The sequence below is a fragment of the Pusillimonas sp. genome (assembly GCF_044464525.1).
Lineage (GTDB): Bacteria > Pseudomonadota > Gammaproteobacteria > Burkholderiales > Burkholderiaceae_B > Pusillimonas.
This window is the reverse complement of sequence record NZ_JBIQLE010000005.1, coordinates 56,399-72,491: the sequence shown is the minus strand read 5'-3', so window position 1 is coordinate 72,491 and position 16,093 is coordinate 56,399. Positions and strand designations below refer to the sequence as shown.

The following is a 16,093-nucleotide window of genomic DNA, read 5'->3' as shown; positions in this document are numbered from 1 at the left end:
CAAGGAGCTTGCTTCCGTGTAGGGGTGGCCAGACCATCGTAACGGGTGATCGTCCCGAGGTGGACGACGACAAGGATTTCATCACTTATGAGCGTGACGGCAACGAGTCGCACATCAATAAGCCTCTCAATGAACTGCAGCCCGGTAGTCGGATCAATATCCAACTACCGGGCTGTGCAGTTGAGCAGGCGTTTTTTTGTTGTTGCCGGTTTAGTCCTGGCGGTCGGTGACTTCGACCAGGTGATAGCCGAATTGCGTCTTGACGGGGCCCTGCACTTCACCGACGGGGGCGCTGAACACGACCTGGTCGAATTCGGGAACCATCTGGCCACGGCCGAAAGTGCCCAGGTTGCCGCCGTCGCGACTGGAAGGGCAGCTTGAGTTTTCTTTGGCTACCTGACCGAAGTCGGCGCCGTTTTGAATGGATGTCTTGAGTTCGTTTGCTTTTTCTTCCGTGCTGACGAGGATGTGGCGGGCTGAGGCTTGAGCCATAAGTAGTGTGCTCCTTGATGGATTGAAATTGCGTGCAGTTACTTGGATTACCAAGCGGTTTTAACAGAGTAACGCACTTTGCCGGGCGTTTGTGGCGCTTGCCCGCCTGGTTTCATGCGTTTACATCGCGCCAATCAAGCTTCCATTCTTTCGTCAGCACATTTTGCAACCATAGTGTGCAGGTGAGGGTCTTGGCGTCGGTGATTCTTCCGTCGCGGCACCCTTGCAGCAGTTCATCCACAGGCATGGTGATCACCTCAAGAAACTCATCCTGGTCAAGCTGTTGGCGCCCTTGCGTGAGTTCCCGCGCAAAAAAGATATGAATCACTTCGGTCGAATACGAGATAGCCAGGTGCAGATCGCCCGCATGGGCCCATTGGCTCGCCGTATAGCCCGTTTCTTCGTGCAGTTCGCGGCGCGCGCAAACCAACGGGTCTTCGCCGGGATCAAGCTTGCCGGCGGGAAATTCGGTCATGACCTGGCCGATAGGATATCGATACTGCCTTTCCATCAGGACCGAGCCATCGTTCAGAAGCGGTATCACCACCACGGCGCCGGGGTGGATGATGTACTCACGGTGGCTGGTCGCGCCATCAGGAAGGCGAACCGCGTCGCGGCGCACTTTTAGAAAGTGGCCTTCGTAGACGGATTCAGACTGGACAGCAGTTTCTATCAGATGGTGGTCGGCGTCAGAGGCCATGATCGATCGATGGTCAGTGAAAAGTGCGTTTTAGCTTAACACTTGCGCCTGGGGATACACTTTGAACCCCCTTTTAATGCGAGCCGAGATAAGCCCGTTGCACCGCAGGGTCTTCGCGTAGCTGCGCCGCCGTGCCTTCGCCGACGATGCGCCCTGTTTCGATCAGGTAGCCTCGGTCGGATATGGCCAGGCTGAGGTTGGCGTTTTGCTCGACCATCAGCACGCCGACGCCCAGCTCGCGTACACGCTCGATGGCGCGGAACAGCTCTTGGCACATTAAAGGCGACAGCCCCAAAGAGGGTTCGTCCAGCAGCAGGATTTTTGGGGCGGACATAATGGCGCGCCCCACCGCCACCATTTGCTGTTCGCCTCCGCTCATGGTGCCGACGCGCTGATCGAGACGTTCGCCCAGGCGTGGGAACAGCTCAAGGACCCGGGCGAGGTTCTCTTCTTCAAGAGCGCGTGCGCGCTTGTTGAGCGCACCAAGCTTGAGATTGTCGCGCACACTAAGTTCGGGAAAAATGCCGCGCCCCTCGGGCACAACCGCCAAGCCATGTTCGACCAAGTGGTGAGGCGCCATGCCGAACAGATCGGCGCCCTGAAGCGTGGCCACCGCCCCGCTTTGTGGCCGCAGCATGCCACCCAGGGCGCGCAACATTGACGACTTGCCTGCCCCGTTGGCCCCCAATATGACGACGATTTCGCCTGGATTGACCTGTAGCGCGACGTTGTCGAGTGCCAGGTGCTTGCCATAGCGAACAGATAAATTATTGACTTCAAGCATGCGGCGCTCCGAGGTAGGCGGTGATGACATCTTCCTGGGACAGAACTTGGCTGGTTTCTCCTTCGGCCAGTTTGGCGCCGGCAAACATGACTACGCAGCGGTCGCACAACGAGCGCACCGCGTCCATTACGTGTTCGATGAGGATGACGGTAAGCCCCTGAGCGCGCAACTGGCGGATGAGCTCGATGCCAACCTGCAGTTCAGTCGGGTTGAGCCCGGCCAGCCATTCGTCAAGCAACAGCAGGCGCGGCTTAAGCGCCAGGGCGCGGGCAAGCTCGAGCCGTTTCTGGTCGATGTAGGTCATGTCGCCGGCGGGGATGTCGGCGGCGTGGCGCAGGCCCACCAGGTCGAGCAGTTGCAGCGCCTCTTGGGCGGCCGCCTGGCCAAACAGGGAATCGGCTCGGAAGGCCATGCCGGCCTGTACGTTTTCGATGCACGTCATGCCGCCCAGCACCCGCACCAGTTGAAAGGTGCGCGCTACGCCCAGGCGGGCGATTTTGTATGAGGGCAGGCCGACCAGTTCGTCGGAGCCGAGCCGAACACTGCCCGAATCGGCCTTAAGGGCGCCCGAGACGAGGTTCATGGCGGTGGTCTTGCCCGAGCCGTTCGGCCCAAGCAAGCCCAGGACCTCACCCTCGTTGACACTGAAGCTGAGACCATCCACCGCTTTGAGGCCGCCAAACGATTTTCTGAGGTTTTCTATCTTGAGCAGGGTCATGGCGTGGCCTCGGGCGTGGGTTGTTTGCGGGTGCGCGGCCGCAGCCATTTACGCAGCACCTCGACTATGCCGTTGGGCACCAGATACACGATGATCAAGAAGGCCGCGCCAAGCAGTATGGAGAAATGGTTGGGGAACTTGGCCGACAAGACCTCGAACAGCGCGGTAAGCGGGATGACTCCCGCCAACGGCCCGAGGATGTGGCCGACGCCGCCCAGCAGCGCCATGATGAGCACCTGGAACGACACAGTGGGATTGAACACGATGCCCGGATCGATGTATGTCCAGCGTGGCGACATGACGGCGCCCACAAGGGTCATGAAGGTGGCGCTGATGACAAACAGCATTACCTTGGCGCGCGTGGTGTTCATGCCCAGGTGGCGTGCAACAAGTTCGTCTTCGCCGATGACCCGCAGCGCCAGCCCGAGACGGGAGCGCTGTATCAGCCAGGCGGTCAGCAACACCAAGGCCAGCAATGCCACCAGTTGCCAATAGATTTGTTCCTGGGTGATGTCCAGGAATATGTAGCGGCCAATGACACGTGTGATGTTGACTTCGTACCAGGTAACCAGTTGGCGGACGAGCTCGGCCAGGCCAAAGGTGAAGATGACAAAGTGCACCCCCGAAAGCCGCAGTGTCGACAGCCCTACGATAAGCGCCAGCACAATGCCGATGAGCCCGGACACGCCCAGCACGGCGAACCAGGGCAGGGTTTCGGACAAAACCGCGACGGTGTAGGCGCCAATGCCGAAGAAGGCCGTGGTGGCCAGCGAAATATAGCGCGTGGGGCCCGAGAAGAGGGTCCAGGCTGTTGCCAGCACGCCGTACTGAAGTACGTTGATGGAATAGGATATGAAATACGCGCTTTGCACGAAGAACGGCAAGGCCGCTACGGCCGCAAGCGCGATGACGACAAGGATGAAACCGGGAGAAAGCGTGGTTCGCTTCATCGTGTAGCCCTCCCGAAGATACCGTGGGGCCTAAGTAGCAACACCAGCAAGAAAATGGTGAAAGTGGCCGCCATGGTCAGGCCCGGGTCGACAAACCTGGAGACTAGGGTTTCAACGATGCCGAGCAACAGGCCGGCCAGCAAGCAGCCCAATACGTTACCCACGCCGCCCATGATGACGATAACCAGGGCCTTCATGGTGAAGGCCACGCCCATCGACGCGCTGAACGACAGGAACATGCTGATAAGCACGCCGGCCCCGACTACCAGGGCTCCGCCCAGTGCGAATGCAAACGCGGCCATGGCTCGGGGGTTGATGCCCACCAGATGGGCAAACTGCGGCGCATTGGCCATGGCACGAAGCGCCGCGCCCCACCGTGAGCGCACCAACACAAAATAGACGAGCAAGCCGATGACGATGGCGGCACCGGCCGCCAGCAAGCGGTTGGCTGCGACGTTGGCCCCCAATATGGTGACGGGCGAGGTAAGGAAACCGTAGCTGTAGTATTCGCCTCCGAACAGCACCAGTATGATTCCCTGCACGACGAACAAGATGCCGAAGGTGGCAAGGATGCTGTCCACCTCGAGCGCTGCTGCCGACGGCGCGCGCTTGACAAGGGGCGTAAGCAGAATTTGGTAGACCAGCCACTGCAGCACAAACCCGATGGGCAATGCGATGGCCAGAGCAAACAGTGGATGCACGCCCTGGCTGGTGACCAGCCAGTACGCCAGAAATGCCGCACCAACCATGAACTCGCCGTGCGAGAGGTTCATGATGCGGGCCACGCCATATTGCAGGGTCAGACCCATGGCAATCAGCGCGTACAAACCGCCTAACGTCAGGGCGGTTAAGGTGAGCTCAACGACGAGCATGTAATTCCCCCGGTGAAGTAGGCCCGGAGATTTCCGGGCGCTTCATATACATGACAACCATGCTGCGCCGGCAAGAGCCGGCGCAGCATCCGGGCCTGCGTTCTTGCAGGCCCGGCCTGGAGTTGGATTATTTCCAGGCCGGCTTGGGAATGATGGCCGGTTGGGCGCCCTTCAGGTCAGTGGGCCCGATGCCTTGGAACACGCCGTTTTGCCATTGACCGACCACAAAAATGCCTGTGATCTGGTTGTTCTCAAGCTTGACATCGCCCAGTACCGTATCGAAGGTGCCCGACTGAAGCTCTTTGGTGATGGCTTCGCGGTCGATCTTGCCTACACGCTCGATGGCTTGCTGCAGCATTTGCAGGCCGACGTAATTGTTGATGCTGCCCCAGTAGTCGGCGTCGCGGCCGGTAACTTCCTTGTGACGGGCGCGATACTGATTGACTTTATCCGAGGTGCCGTCGATGCCGCCAAGGCTCATTTGCCCTTCGATGGCTTCGGCGCCGTATTTACCCAGGAAGAACGGGAACTGTGTGCCGACACCGGTGTAGAACACCTTGGGGTTCAGGCCGGCCACGCGGGCCTGGTCGGAAACCAGGATGGTGTCGGGCGGATAGGACCAGGCGATGAAGGTGTCGGCGCCGGATGCTTTTACCTCATTAAGCAGCGACGACAGGTCGGTGGTGCCCAACGGATACGATTTATCGATGACCAGATCGAAGCCATGCGTTTCCGCAGCCTTGCGCGTGGCAGTGGAAGTTTCGACACCGAAGCCGTCGGCGACGGCGATCATGGCGACCTTGTCGTTGATCTTGCCGTCTTTGCGGGCCTGATCGAGAACGTCCATTAGCACTTCAGCGTAGGTGCCGGCGTTGCCCAGCAGGAAGAACTGCGTGGGCCAGCGCTTTGCGAATTGGTCGGCCTTGGCGGTAAGGTTGGTGCCGCTGACCTGCGGATAGCCGTACTTCATGAATAGGGGAGCCACGGCCAGGTTGGTGGCGGTGCCCCACGGCGGCAGCAGAAGGTCGACCTTGTCTTGGGTGACAAGGCGTTCAATGGCGCGAACGGCTTCTTCGGTGCTGGAGCGGTCGTCGTACTGGACGACTTCAACGGGTACGCGCTTGCCGTAGGCGCTAAGCATCAGGCCGCCGGCGTCGTTGATGTCTTTGACCCACATTTCGTAATTGGGTCTTACAGTGGTGTCAGCGCCGGGAGCGTTGGGGCCGCTTTTGGCAAGAGCGTAGCCGATGCGGATAACATCAGGCGCCTTGTCTTGAGCGAACGAGGGGGCGGCAAGCCCGAGCGAGAAACCTAGCGCGACGGCTAGGGCGGATGTCCATTTTGTGAACTTCATAGAAGTAGTCTCCAACCAGTTGGGTTTGTGGGCCTTTATTCGTTTCAAATGCAGGCGCTGCCCCGGCGCCCAATTTGTCAAAGCATGCTTTGTGAATTTTTAAGCATGATAACCTATTTTATGCATATTATTCTTATTGGCTTGCTACAGTTTCGGGCCGGCCTACGAGACGAAGAACTTCTTCTACCAGCGCATCGGCAAACTGCTCGTCATTCAAATGGCAGTCAAACTTTGCCACATTTACGGATTCGGGCATACTAGCTTTAACCCCATCAAAGAACACCGGGCACAACGATGGGTCGTGCAGGTGGCCTTCAGGGCTGTCGTGATGCGAGAACCCTTGCAGCGGTACAAAGAACGACACCGGACCCTTCGCATCTGCTATCAGGCCGCCCAGGTGGGCAGCCAGCTTGTGCAGTTCTTCGGCCTCGGTGCGCACCGCCGTCAAGGCAGAGTTGTGCAAGTGATACCGCTTCCCGGGAAACTGTTGGCGCGCCATGTCGATGGGGCCGGACACCATGAAATCGGCGTTTCCCGGCGCGAAGATGACAGGCAGGCCTTTTTTCAGTGCGGCCTTAGAGCGGTCGGGCCCGGCGCTGGTGATACCGTTGTTCAGGAAATCGTTGTGCTCGTTCACCGAGGTTTCCACCACCGCCACTACGTTGTCGCGCTCGGACACAAACTGGTCCAGCGCCATGCCGCCTGTGCCCAGGGTGTGGAACACCAGAACCTCGAAGCCTTGTTCTTCAAGTTTCTTTCGTACCCGCACCGTGCAACGGTCGATGGTGCCCAAGGTGCCCATTGCCACTACAGGGCGCGGCTCGCGCGTGTAGGGCTTGTAAGCCTTGGCCATCGCCGCAGTGGCGATGGCGGCGTTGCCAAACACGGTGCGCGTAATGGTGTTGAGGCCGGCAATATCGGTAACCGGGTTGAACATGATGATGTCTCGCGCGCCTATGAATGGCCGCGTGAAGCCGGAGGCCATCGTCGAGATAAGCACTTTGGGCAAGCCGTAAGGAAAGGTCTGCAGCACTGCGCTGCCCAGGGCGCTGCCCATCGAGCCGCCGATTGCGATGATGCCGCTTAGCGGTGTACGAGCGTGCAGTTCCTGCGCCACCTTGATGGCTCCCGCAGTCATGGCTTCCTGGCATTTACCCTCATGATTCAGATCGCGTACTTCTTGTATGGTCTTGCCTGCCCCGGCTGCCACTTCGGACGGCGGAATTTCCGCCGCCGGCGTGACTTCCTTGCGGATGCTGGGGTCAAGATGTATTACCTCGACCCCGTTCGCTTCGAGCTGTTCGCGTATGAATCGCGCTTCGATTGATTTGGTGTCCTGGGTGGCTATGAGCAGGACTCTGGCTTTGCTTTCCATGTGTTGTCTCCTGTGAAGCTATGTTTTGTTTTAGGCGCGTCGTGTCAACGTATCAGTGCCAGCAGCTCGTTGACTCCGGCCAAAGAATAGTGAGGCTGCAATTTGGCCGGCAGGTCGGCGATCTCTTGCGGCGACGCCAGTCCTGTGTGCACACCTACCGAAATGGCTCCGTTTTCGTGTGCCATGGCGTTTTCAAGTGATAAGTCGTCGCCCACGATGGCGATCTCCTGGGCATGCAGGCCCAATAATGACCGTGCCACCTCAAAGGCCGCTGCGGCGGGCTTGCCGACGATCGTGGCCTGCGCGCCGGTGACGCTGGATACAGCGGCCGTCAGTGCGCCCGAAATTCCCAGTGTGCGGCCTTCGCGGCTTGCCAGAAATGGTGCGGTCGAAACTGTGTAGAGGCCCGCGCCATTCCAGACCGCGCGGCAGGCGGCCTCGAGATCGGCCAAGCGAAATTCGGGATACCAGCCGATAAGCACTGCGTCGGCGTCGTCGGCCCGCTCAGGCGAGACCACGATGTCCAGGCCGGCATCGGCCAGGGGGCGCCAGACTCCCTCGGTTCCCAGAACGAGCAGGCGTTTGTACCCTTTGCTTTTGAATAGAGACACGGCCACCGAGGGCGGCGTCAGCGCCTGGTAGGGCGGAATGTTGAAACCCGCGGCCTTCAGGGCCGAAGACAACTGCGTCGGCGTCTTGGTGGAGCCGTTGGTGAACGCCACAAAGGGAGTCTTGCGCTCTTGCAGCAGCTCGATAAGTTCGATGGCGCCCGGCAAGGCCTCATAGCCGCTGAGATGGCGGTCGGCCAGGGCCAATGTTCCATCGATGTCGAAAATGTAGCCTTTTGCCAAGGTGTCCAGGCTTAAAGGCGAACTGGCGCGAGTCATGCAGATTCTCCATTCCGATGGGCGTGGCTGCGAAGATCGATCTTGAAGCCTTCCCGTTCGATGTGTGCGTGGGTCAGGTCGGGCCGTTCTGAAAGCGATTTGATCAGCGTTTCAATCGGCGCCGTCACGGGGTTGTAGTCTTGTCGGCAGGGGCCGGCCGCGACCATGGCGTCTATCTGGTCGGCGGGCATGACGGCACGCAGCAGGAATTCCTCGTCGGAAATATGCGGGCTGAAGCGCTTGCGCAACTCGGCGACATCGGGCATGGGTGGCTGGGCCATCAGTTCGCGGGCGCGCGGAAGTTGTGCGATGCGATCGCGTACGTTGGCGTCGACGTCGCCCGAAGGCGTGCCGAAGCGGCCCATGACATAGCGGATGACTTCGTCCGGCACATTGGCGTAGCGCTCCGGCGCCAGCACGTTCATCACGGCCATCGTGCCGACCACCTGCGAAAGAGGCGTCACCATGATGGGGTAGCCCAGTTCGGCCCGCACGCGGCTAACCTCTTCATAGACTTCGGGCAGCCGGTGTTCTTGCCGGATTTCGCGCAGTTGGCGCATCATGGTGCCTATCATGCCGCCCGGCAACTGGTGCGAGAAATAGCGCTCGTCATACTGCTGCGGCACGCCTATGGGCAGGCCCTCGGCCTTGGCCAGTTTTTCGAACCAGTCGCTGACCCGGGCCACGGCGTCCAGGTCGAGGTTGTGCGAAATGCCCCGGCTTTGCAGGTTGTTGACCACGCTTTCCACGGTGGGCTGGCTGGTGCCGTTGCCCAACGGGCGCGCGGCCGTATGCAAGGTACCCACGCCCAGATCGGGCGCCTCGGCGTAGGTGAATGGCGCCAGGCCTATCGTGCAATGCGAATGCAGCTCAAGGGGCTTGCCGCCGATGGCCTGCCTGATGGCCGGCAGCAAGGTGCGAGCGCGGTCGAGGGTAAGCAGGCCGCCAGGGTCTTTCAGATAGATGCGATCGATGAAGGGCTGGGCGGCCAAGTCGGCCGCCATGCGGGTAAAGAATGCGTCGTCGTGGATGGGGCTTACCGTATAGACCAATGCCCCGACAATTTCAGATGCGCCGGCCTTGTGCATGGCCCGGCAATTGTCGATGACGGCCTGGGTCGCGTTCATGGGGTCCATCACCATGAAGCGCTCGATGCCGTTATTTACCAGAAGCTTGTACGACAGCGCCATCAATTCCGGATGAGCGGTTTCCCACGAAATGAATCGAAGGCCGGTCGAAAGAAAGGTAAGTGAAGTGCGCTTCAGGCGTTGCTTCATTAGGCGCAGACGCTCCCAAGGGTCTTCCTTGTGGTAGCGCACTGTAACCGCCATGTGGGTGCTGGTGCTGAAATCGATCGAATGGTAGCCGGCCTCGTCCATGGCGGGCGCGATGGGCAGCATCATGCCGGTGCGCAGCCCGGTGGCCGCCCAAAGGCTTTGGTTGCCATCGCGGACGGAGGTGTCGATAAATTGTACGGAGTCGTGCTTCATGCTGCGGCCTATGCGATGACGCCGCCGGCTTCCGCCAGCTTGCGTCCCAGAAAGTTTGTGTCCACACCGCCCTCGATGAACTCGGGGGTTTCCAGCACCATGCGGTGCAGCGGGATATTGGTCTTTACGCCTTCGATCCGGGTTTGCGCCAGGGACTGCGCCAACCGACGCCGCGCTTCGTCGCGGGTGGCGCCCACGGCGATCACCTTGGCGATCATTGAATCGTAAAAGGGCGGAACGAAGGCGCCGGCTTCGATGTGGGTGTCGACCCTCACTCCTTCGGCGGAAGGAAAGTGCGCGTCGCTTATGCGGCCCGGCGATGGGCGGAAATCGTTGTCGGGGTCATCGGCGTTGATGCGGCATTCGATGGCGTGCCCACGTATGTGTATGTCATCTTGCGACAGGTCAAGCGGCAAGCCATTCGCGATGCGCAACTGCTGTGCGACCAGATCAATTCCCGTAACCTGTTCGGTGACCGGATGCTCGACCTGGATGCGGGCATTCATTTCAAGAAAATAGAATTGCTGCCTGGGCACGTCGACCAGGAACTCAATGGTGCCTGCGTTGCGATAGCCGATGTGGCGGGCGAAGCGCAGGGCGGCTTCATGCAGCCCGGCTCGCATATCGTCGGGCAGGCTGGGCGCGGGCGCTTCTTCGATCAGTTTCTGGTAGCGCCGCTGCACCGAGCAGTCGCGGTCGCCCAAATGGATGACCCGTTGGCCGTCACCCAGTATTTGTACTTCGACGTGCCGTCCTTGGGTGACGAAGCTTTCGATGTAGACCCGGTCGTCGCCGAACGCCGCTTGCGCCTCGGCGCTGGCCAGCTCGAACAGCTTGATCAGCTGTTCGGGGGTATCGGCCCGCTTCAGGCCTCGACCGCCGCCGCCGCCCACCGCCTTGATCAGCACCGGATAGCCAATGTCTTCGGCCATGACCGCCGCTTCATCCAGTGTGCCGACCGGGCCGCCGGGCGTGATGGGAACCTTGGCTTGTTGAGCAATGAGCCGCGCTTCGAGCTTGTCGCCCACGCGGCGTATCTGTTCGGCGGTGGGGCCGATGAAAATAATGCCGTTGTCTTCGCAGGCCTGGGCGAACTCGGCCCGCTCGGATAAAAAGCCGTAGCCGGGGTGGATGGCCTGTGCGCCGGTGCCCAGCGCAGCTTGGATCAAAGTGCCGATTTGCAGATAGCTTTCGGTGGCCCGACCTGGACCAATACACACAACGCGATCGGCCAGGCGCGCACCCATGCCGTCGCGGTCGGCGGTGGAAACGGCCAGTACCGACTCGATGCCTTGCTGGCGCAGGCTGCGCAAGATGCGCACTGCGATTTCTCCGCGATTGGCGACCAGTACGCGTTGTATGGACATGCCGGCTCCTTAGGCGCGTACCCGCATCAGAGGCTGATCGTACTCGACCAGGTCGCCGTCCTTGACCAGGACTTCGACGATTTCGCCGCTAATGCCGGCGGAAGTGGAGTTCATCAGTTTCATGACCTCGATGATGCCCACCACGGTGTCCGCCTCGACCCGGTCGCCCACCGAAACAAAAGGGGCCGCGCCCGGCTTGGGCGCAGAATAATAAGTGCCCAGCATCGGGGCGCGGATTTCCTGCAAGCCGGCGGTCGCTGCCGTTGGCTGTGTTGCCGCAGTGGACGGGGCTTGCGCCGGCGAAACGTCGGCCGCTGACGCAGCAGGCAACGAGGCGGCCTCGGCCCTTGGGGCTGCGGTGGGCGCTGCAGCTTGCGCAGCCGCCCCGCCGCGACGCAGCTCGAGCTTGATGCCGTCCATTTCCAGCACCAGTTCGTCAAAATGCGATGCGTCCAGCAACTGGATGATGTTCTGTACGTCTGCGTGGGTGAAACTCATGAGAGGAACTCCGGGTCGCCCACGACGATGAGGCGCGACGGGCGAGAAATGGCAAGATGAAACACGGCGGCGCCAAGGGCTGAAGGCGAATAAACCGCCTTTGAGTCGAGTGCGTGTCTCAAGCGAATTTTTATAATGAACAAAGTGTTGCGCATTCGATGTCGTACTGCTAGCATCAAAAAGCAAGTTTTCACCAGGTGAAATTCATCTATGCGCGAATACAAAGTAAAGACGATCCGAGCGCTGGATCGCGGCTTGCAGGTGCTTGGCTACCTACATAGGTCGCGTAATGCCAGCCTGCACGATCTGTATCTGGCAACCGGTTTGCCCAAAGCCACGCTCACCCGCATTATCGCCACGCTCGAAGAGCGGGGCCTGGTGTGGCAACGCCTGGCCGATGGGGCGTTCATGGCCAGCCACACGTATCAGCCGCGCCCGCCGCAAGTTAACGACGAAGGGTTTCTGGTCGAGGTGGCATCACCCATATTGGGGCGCCTATGTCAGAAAGTGAACTGGCCTTCGATCTTGGCGGTGCCACGCCTTACCCATATGGAAGTCATCGAAACCAACAGCCCCAAGTCATATTTTTCGCATATACCTTTAGGGCCCGTCGGCTTTCGGGTCAATATGCTGCGCTCGGCCACCGGCCGCGCTTATCTGGCTTTCTGTGGCGAGGCCGAACGCCAGGCGGTGCTGCAGCGGCTGCGGGTCAGCAACGAGCCAGGCAACTATCTGGCTCATCGCCCTGGGGCCGTGCAGGCCATACTCAAGCAAACGCGAAGCCTGGGATACGGAACACGGGCCGAGGATTTTGGCGGCCATTTCGACCACACGCGCCGCGAATGGGACGATAAGCGCGATTCGATCGCGGTGCCGATCTGGGCCGGTGACGAAGTGGTGGCGGTGGTCAACCTTACCTGGATGCACAACGTCACCACGGTGTCCGAGGTGGTCAAGCAGCATATGCCCGACCTGATGCAAGCCACACGGGAAATATCCGCGCAGCTGATGGCGCACGAGGCCGCGCCCGCCTGACAAGCATTGCGGCCGCGCCCGGCGTCACGCCTTAGGCCGAGGCGTCCAGTTTTTTCGGAAACCAGAACAGGCAGATCAGCATCGAGATTAAGGCGCAGGCGGCCATGATCGTCGTCAAGCCCAGCCCGCCAAAATGGGCCAGGGCCCCCGAGGCGCCGGATATCAGCGCGCCAAAGCCGAACTGCATCGAGCCCATCAGCGCCGAGGCCGTGCCCGCATATTGGCCCTGTTGCATCAAGGCCAGTTGGCTGCCCGTGGGCATAAGAAAGCCCAGCGACGCCACAGCAACGAACAGGCCGGCGCTCCATACGATGATGCTCGCGCCGCCAAGCAGCAGATAGACAAGCAGCAACGCCAATACCGCGAAATACAAAATACCCAGGTAGCGGAAAGTGCCCATCGGGCCCATGCGCCGGTGCAGAGTGGGATTGAGCAGCGCCGCCGCCATCAAGCCTATGGCATTGACGCCGAAAATCAGGCTGAACTGTGTGGGAGACAGGCCGTGCTCTGAAATAAACACGCTGGCCGACCCGGCAAGGTAGGCGAAGAAGCCCGCTTGGGCCGTGCATAGCGCCAATGTAAAAGGAATGAACCGCCGGTCGATGAAGATGCGGCCGTAGTTTTGGAAGGTTTGTCCTAGTACGAAGCTTTGCCGCTCGGCCGGCTTGCGGGTTTCGGGCAGCAGCGTGGCTACCATCGCCATGAGCACGATGCCAAAAGCTACCATGAACCAGAAAATGCTGCGCCATGACCCGATGTTCTGAAGCAGGTCACCGCCAAGCGGCGCCAGCACCGGCGTGATCCCCAGTACCGCCAGCACCAGCGACATCATCTTTCCCACGTCCGGCCCGGAAAAATGATCTTTGATGACGGCAAAAGCGATGACCATGCCGATGGATCCGCCGATGCCCTGCAAAAATCGCAGCCACAGCAATTGGGAAATGTCCGTGGCCAGGGCGCAGGCGACTGAACCAAGGGTGAAGATGGTCAGGCCCAGATATGCCAGGGGCTTGCGGCCGTACTTATCCGACAGTGGGCCGTAGGCCAGCTGGCCCAGCATAAGGCCGACGAAGAAAGTCATCAGCGTAAGCTGCACAGCCCCTTCGCCGGCGTTCAGCGCTCCGGCCATGGCGGGAATGCTGGGCAGGTACATGTCTATGGCCATCGGACCGGTGGCGGCAAGCATGCCCAGCACAAGGACCATGGAGCCGTTCCGGCTGGCGTTCATGAATGTGGTTCCTACTCGAGAGATGGCAAAGCTCTCTATTCTACGAGATCGCCGCTTACATAAGGCTTTCGGTAATCAGCGTCGCCGCAAGCGCCACAGCAGCGACCGCCGCGAGCACTGACGGAACCCGCCGCGGTGCGTACGTATGCAAGAGCACCACCGCCATTGCGGCGATGGTCAGTTCGCCCGCCCATACCGCCAGGCCTATGGATGCGCCATGCCGGCTGATGGGCGGTATGGCGGCCAGGCCAAGCAGCAGCCAACCGCCGCTCGTGAAGACGAAAGGCGCGGCCGCCAACGGCCGATCTCCCCAAACCTGTTCCCGATGCCGCTCCATCCTCAGGGCCAGCAGGGTCAAGCCGCAGAATCCCAGAAGCAGACTGGTCCAGTTCATGGCGCCGCCCCTTCGATGCCTTCTGCCGACCTTGACGGCCGCCGGACCGGTTTTTGTCTGCCGGCTCTCATGAAGTAGACGCCTGCAACCGCCAGCGCTGCAAAACCTAGCAGTGTAAGATCCATGCCCGCCGCCACCCAGCTTCCATTGGACAGCGCCACTGACAGCCGGCCGGCGCCCTGAAGCAGGTCGTACAAGGGAAGCAGGGCCAGCAAAAGGGCGAGGATGCTTAGCTGCTCCCGCCATGCCTTGCGATGCGGCCTAAGGAAAGCGTGAATGAGGCAGGCTGCCCAGCCCAGGAAGAACACCAGAATTTCGGAATCGGCGCGCGCCTGTATCGAGACGGGCAGCAGGCGGTTGGCCCAGAAATAGGCGCTGATGGCCACTGGCAGGCCCGCAAGGCTTGCCACGTTCAAGCCCTCGACCATGCGGTGACCCAGGTGGCTGCCGTGCTTGCGGCGCTGCGGCAGGCGCTTGACCACCCACAAGATCATGCCCGAGGCGATCATGGCCGAACCCAGCACACCGCCGACGAAGAACAGCCAGCGCAGCCAGGTGTCGGCAAAGCGCAGCAGATGGAGGCTGGAAAAAACGTTGTAGATGGCCGAGAAGGCGTCGGGCCCGGCTTGTTCGGGCGACTCCAGCGGCGTTCCGTTTACGCCGTCGAACAGCAGCCGTTCGCTTCTGCCCCGGTCGAGCAGGCTGCTTGCGCCCCGTTCACGCAGCTCGACAATCGCGTGGCTGGTGCCCGGGTCGGTGACTGTAATCTGCTCGAGCCCGCCGGGCCACCTGTCCCGAGCTTGCCGAACCAGGGGGGCGATGGCGGTCAGGGGCGCCGGCACTTTTTCGGTGGCGGGCGTTTGCGCGCCGGCAACCGCTCGATTGCCCCGTTCCGAGAAGAAAGTCTGCCGGTCGCCCCCGTAGGCGCTGTCCACGCCCCAGGGCATCAGCATGAACATCAGCAGCAGCAAGCCGCTGTATGTGATCATCAGGTGAAAGGGCAGCGCCAGCACGGCCAGGACGTTGTGCGCGTCCATCCACGAGCGTTGCCCCTTGCGCGGCCGGAAGGTGAAGAAGTCCGCGAAAATCTTCTTGTGCGTGATGATCCCGCTGATGATCGCCACCAGCATCATCATCGTGGCGATGCCGACGATCCAGCGGGCCGCCACGCGGGGCATGCCATACAGCTCGAAATGAAAGCGATACAGAAAGTCTCCGCCGCGTGATTCACGTACGGGCAGCGGCCGCGCCGTGGTTCCGTCCAGCACGGCGCGTTGCCCGCCGAACTTGCTGCGCCGCTCGCCCTGCTCGAACCACCGCGCCTGGATAGTGGGGTTGCGCGGGCCGGGAAGGGTGATCGTCCATAGCGATGCGTCGGGCGCCATGGAATGCATGGCCTCCACAGCGCGTTGGGGCGCCTCGGCGTGGGCGGCCGATGCATGTTGATCGGGCTGCATCCAGAAGCTGATCTCGTCGCGAAAAAAGCTCAGCGCCCCCGTGAAGAAAACCGCGTACAGCAGCCAGCCCAGCAATAGGCCCGACCATGTGTGGAGCCAGGAATTGGCCTGGCGCAATCCGAGTCCGTTCATGCCGTAGCCCACCTTAATGCCAAATGACCCGCCGGAAGCACTGCCAGGACGGCGGCCACTGCCCAGGCCCGGCGCGCCGTGGCGGCGCTGTAGGCCCAAACGGCCAGGGCGCAGTACAGCGCGAACGACAGCAGCGTGGCGGCCATCACCGCTTGTGCGCGCGGCAGGGGCAGCGCCAGGCTGAGGCTTGCCGTGGCCGCGGCGGCAATGGCGTAGCCGCCCGCCACCGCCAGTAGCGTGCGCGAGGCGATGTTCCACCTGTGGGCGGTCGGCGGCAGCTTTTGTGGTTTGTTTGTTTTCCGTGTGCTCATAATTGAATGCGAACGACTATCAATTTCATTTTGGAGCATATAATGCAAG

18 protein-coding genes are annotated in these 16,093 nt (G+C 61.0%); 2 read left to right on the top strand and 16 right to left on the bottom strand.

Going from position 1 to position 16,093, the window contains the following annotated elements:
• The first annotated feature begins 8 nt into the window (after positions 1-8).
• On the top strand, positions 9-230 hold the full coding sequence (locus ACIY1O_RS04340) for a DUF903 domain-containing protein (protein WP_397473857.1): 222 nt from the start codon (positions 9-11) through the stop codon (positions 228-230).
• Here ACIY1O_RS04340 and ACIY1O_RS04335 read toward each other — a convergent pair.
• The 12 genes from ACIY1O_RS04335 to accB all read right to left on the bottom strand — a co-directional run bounded on the left by ACIY1O_RS04335 (position 211) and on the right by accB (position 11,487).
• Positions 211-492, bottom strand: a complete 282-nt coding sequence (locus ACIY1O_RS04335) for a peptidylprolyl isomerase (protein WP_397473856.1) — start codon at positions 490-492, stop codon at positions 211-213. The two genes, ACIY1O_RS04340 and ACIY1O_RS04335, sit on opposite strands and share 20 nt — an antisense overlap.
• 112 nt (positions 493-604) lie before the next feature.
• Entirely contained in the window at positions 605-1,192 is a 588-nt protein-coding gene (locus ACIY1O_RS04330) for an NUDIX domain-containing protein (protein ID WP_397473855.1), read from the bottom strand.
• Between the two features lie 73 nt (positions 1,193-1,265).
• Complete coding sequence (locus tag ACIY1O_RS04325) at positions 1,266-1,976, bottom strand: ABC transporter ATP-binding protein (protein ID WP_397473854.1); 711 nt, start codon at positions 1,974-1,976, stop codon at positions 1,266-1,268.
• A complete protein-coding gene (locus ACIY1O_RS04320) occupies positions 1,969-2,694 on the bottom strand; it encodes an ABC transporter ATP-binding protein (RefSeq protein ID WP_397473853.1) in 726 nt (241 codons plus the stop codon). Before ACIY1O_RS04320 ends, ACIY1O_RS04325 begins: the two co-directional genes overlap by 8 nt.
• Positions 2,691-3,644: a branched-chain amino acid ABC transporter permease gene (locus tag ACIY1O_RS04315; RefSeq protein ID WP_397473852.1), complete on the bottom strand. Its 954-nt coding sequence runs from the start codon at positions 3,642-3,644 to the stop codon at positions 2,691-2,693. Before ACIY1O_RS04315 ends, ACIY1O_RS04320 begins: the two co-directional genes overlap by 4 nt.
• Positions 3,641-4,516 carry a branched-chain amino acid ABC transporter permease gene (locus tag ACIY1O_RS04310; RefSeq protein ID WP_397473851.1) on the bottom strand — a complete coding sequence of 292 codons (876 nt, stop codon included), beginning with the start codon at positions 4,514-4,516 and terminating at the stop codon, positions 3,641-3,643. Before ACIY1O_RS04310 ends, ACIY1O_RS04315 begins: the two co-directional genes overlap by 4 nt.
• Positions 4,517-4,643: 127 nt before the next feature.
• A complete protein-coding gene (locus tag ACIY1O_RS04305; RefSeq protein WP_397473850.1) occupies positions 4,644-5,870 on the bottom strand; it encodes an amino acid ABC transporter substrate-binding protein in 1,227 nt (408 codons plus the stop codon).
• Between the two features lie 133 nt (positions 5,871-6,003).
• The gene (locus ACIY1O_RS04300; protein WP_397473849.1) at positions 6,004-7,245 is read right to left on the bottom strand and encodes a Tm-1-like ATP-binding domain-containing protein; all 1,242 of its coding nucleotides are present in this window, start codon (positions 7,243-7,245) and stop codon (positions 6,004-6,006) included.
• Positions 7,246-7,289: 44 nt separating this feature from the next.
• Complete coding sequence (locus ACIY1O_RS04295) at positions 7,290-8,132, bottom strand: HAD-IIA family hydrolase (RefSeq protein ID WP_397473848.1); 843 nt, start codon at positions 8,130-8,132, stop codon at positions 7,290-7,292.
• Positions 8,129-9,622, bottom strand: coding sequence for a hypothetical protein (locus ACIY1O_RS04290; RefSeq protein ID WP_397473847.1), 1,494 nt, complete (start codon positions 9,620-9,622; stop codon positions 8,129-8,131). Before ACIY1O_RS04290 ends, ACIY1O_RS04295 begins: the two co-directional genes overlap by 4 nt.
• An 8-nt stretch (positions 9,623-9,630) precedes the next feature.
• A complete protein-coding gene (locus ACIY1O_RS04285) occupies positions 9,631-10,989 on the bottom strand; it encodes an acetyl-CoA carboxylase biotin carboxylase subunit (RefSeq protein WP_397473846.1) in 1,359 nt (452 codons plus the stop codon).
• Between the two features lie 9 nt (positions 10,990-10,998).
• Positions 10,999-11,487, bottom strand: coding sequence for an acetyl-CoA carboxylase biotin carboxyl carrier protein (gene accB, locus ACIY1O_RS04280; protein WP_397473845.1), 489 nt, complete (start codon positions 11,485-11,487; stop codon positions 10,999-11,001).
• Positions 11,488-11,697: 210 nt separating this feature from the next.
• Here accB and ACIY1O_RS04275 point away from each other — a divergent pair, with 210 nt between their 5' ends.
• On the top strand, positions 11,698-12,522 hold the full coding sequence (locus ACIY1O_RS04275) for a helix-turn-helix domain-containing protein (protein ID WP_397473844.1): 825 nt from the start codon (positions 11,698-11,700) through the stop codon (positions 12,520-12,522).
• A 31-nt stretch (positions 12,523-12,553) separates the two neighbouring features.
• Here ACIY1O_RS04275 and ACIY1O_RS04270 read toward each other — a convergent pair whose 3' ends face one another.
• Genes ACIY1O_RS04270 through ACIY1O_RS04255 form a run of 4 tightly spaced genes read right to left on the bottom strand, consistent with a single transcriptional unit; the run spans position 12,554 to position 16,044 of the window.
• Entirely contained in the window at positions 12,554-13,750 is a 1,197-nt protein-coding gene (locus ACIY1O_RS04270) for a multidrug effflux MFS transporter (protein ID WP_397473843.1), read from the bottom strand.
• Between the two features lie 55 nt (positions 13,751-13,805).
• Positions 13,806-14,144 carry a DUF3325 domain-containing protein gene (locus tag ACIY1O_RS04265; RefSeq protein ID WP_397473842.1) on the bottom strand — a complete coding sequence of 113 codons (339 nt, stop codon included), beginning with the start codon at positions 14,142-14,144 and terminating at the stop codon, positions 13,806-13,808.
• Positions 14,141-15,733 carry a PepSY-associated TM helix domain-containing protein gene (locus ACIY1O_RS04260; protein WP_397473841.1) on the bottom strand — a complete coding sequence of 531 codons (1,593 nt, stop codon included), beginning with the start codon at positions 15,731-15,733 and terminating at the stop codon, positions 14,141-14,143. Before ACIY1O_RS04260 ends, ACIY1O_RS04265 begins: the two co-directional genes overlap by 4 nt.
• The gene (locus ACIY1O_RS04255) at positions 15,730-16,044 is read right to left on the bottom strand and encodes an iron transporter (protein WP_397473840.1); all 315 of its coding nucleotides are present in this window, start codon (positions 16,042-16,044) and stop codon (positions 15,730-15,732) included. Before ACIY1O_RS04255 ends, ACIY1O_RS04260 begins: the two co-directional genes overlap by 4 nt.
• Positions 16,045-16,093: the final 49 nt, after the last annotated feature.

Bases quoted from the DNA above. Each gene is read 5' to 3' on its own strand.
- ACIY1O_RS04305 (WP_397473850.1), bottom strand. From the start codon at position 5,870: ATGAAGTTCACAAAATGGACATCCGCCCTAGCCGTCGCGCTAGGTTTC.
- ACIY1O_RS04260 (WP_397473841.1), bottom strand. From the start codon at position 15,733: ATGAACGGACTCGGATTGCGCCAGGCCAATTCCTGGCTCCACACATGG.
- ACIY1O_RS04295 (WP_397473848.1), bottom strand. From the start codon at position 8,132: ATGACTCGCGCCAGTTCGCCTTTAAGCCTGGACACCTTGGCAAAAGGC.
- ACIY1O_RS04290 (WP_397473847.1), bottom strand. From the start codon at position 9,622: ATGAAGCACGACTCCGTACAATTTATCGACACCTCCGTCCGCGATGGC.
- ACIY1O_RS04275 (WP_397473844.1), top strand. From the start codon at position 11,698: ATGCGCGAATACAAAGTAAAGACGATCCGAGCGCTGGATCGCGGCTTG.
- ACIY1O_RS04315 (WP_397473852.1), bottom strand. From the start codon at position 3,644: ATGAAGCGAACCACGCTTTCTCCCGGTTTCATCCTTGTCGTCATCGCG.
- ACIY1O_RS04285 (WP_397473846.1), bottom strand. From the start codon at position 10,989: ATGTCCATACAACGCGTACTGGTCGCCAATCGCGGAGAAATCGCAGTG.
- ACIY1O_RS04335 (WP_397473856.1), bottom strand. From the start codon at position 492: ATGGCTCAAGCCTCAGCCCGCCACATCCTCGTCAGCACGGAAGAAAAA.
- ACIY1O_RS04265 (WP_397473842.1), bottom strand. From the start codon at position 14,144: ATGAACTGGACCAGTCTGCTTCTGGGATTCTGCGGCTTGACCCTGCTG.
- ACIY1O_RS04310 (WP_397473851.1), bottom strand. From the start codon at position 4,516: ATGCTCGTCGTTGAGCTCACCTTAACCGCCCTGACGTTAGGCGGTTTG.
- ACIY1O_RS04270 (WP_397473843.1), bottom strand. From the start codon at position 13,750: ATGAACGCCAGCCGGAACGGCTCCATGGTCCTTGTGCTGGGCATGCTT.
- accB (WP_397473845.1), bottom strand. From the start codon at position 11,487: ATGAGTTTCACCCACGCAGACGTACAGAACATCATCCAGTTGCTGGAC.
- ACIY1O_RS04255 (WP_397473840.1), bottom strand. From the start codon at position 16,044: ATGAGCACACGGAAAACAAACAAACCACAAAAGCTGCCGCCGACCGCC.
- ACIY1O_RS04330 (WP_397473855.1), bottom strand. From the start codon at position 1,192: ATGGCCTCTGACGCCGACCACCATCTGATAGAAACTGCTGTCCAGTCT.
- ACIY1O_RS04320 (WP_397473853.1), bottom strand. From the start codon at position 2,694: ATGACCCTGCTCAAGATAGAAAACCTCAGAAAATCGTTTGGCGGCCTC.
- ACIY1O_RS04325 (WP_397473854.1), bottom strand. From the start codon at position 1,976: ATGCTTGAAGTCAATAATTTATCTGTTCGCTATGGCAAGCACCTGGCA.
- ACIY1O_RS04300 (WP_397473849.1), bottom strand. From the start codon at position 7,245: ATGGAAAGCAAAGCCAGAGTCCTGCTCATAGCCACCCAGGACACCAAA.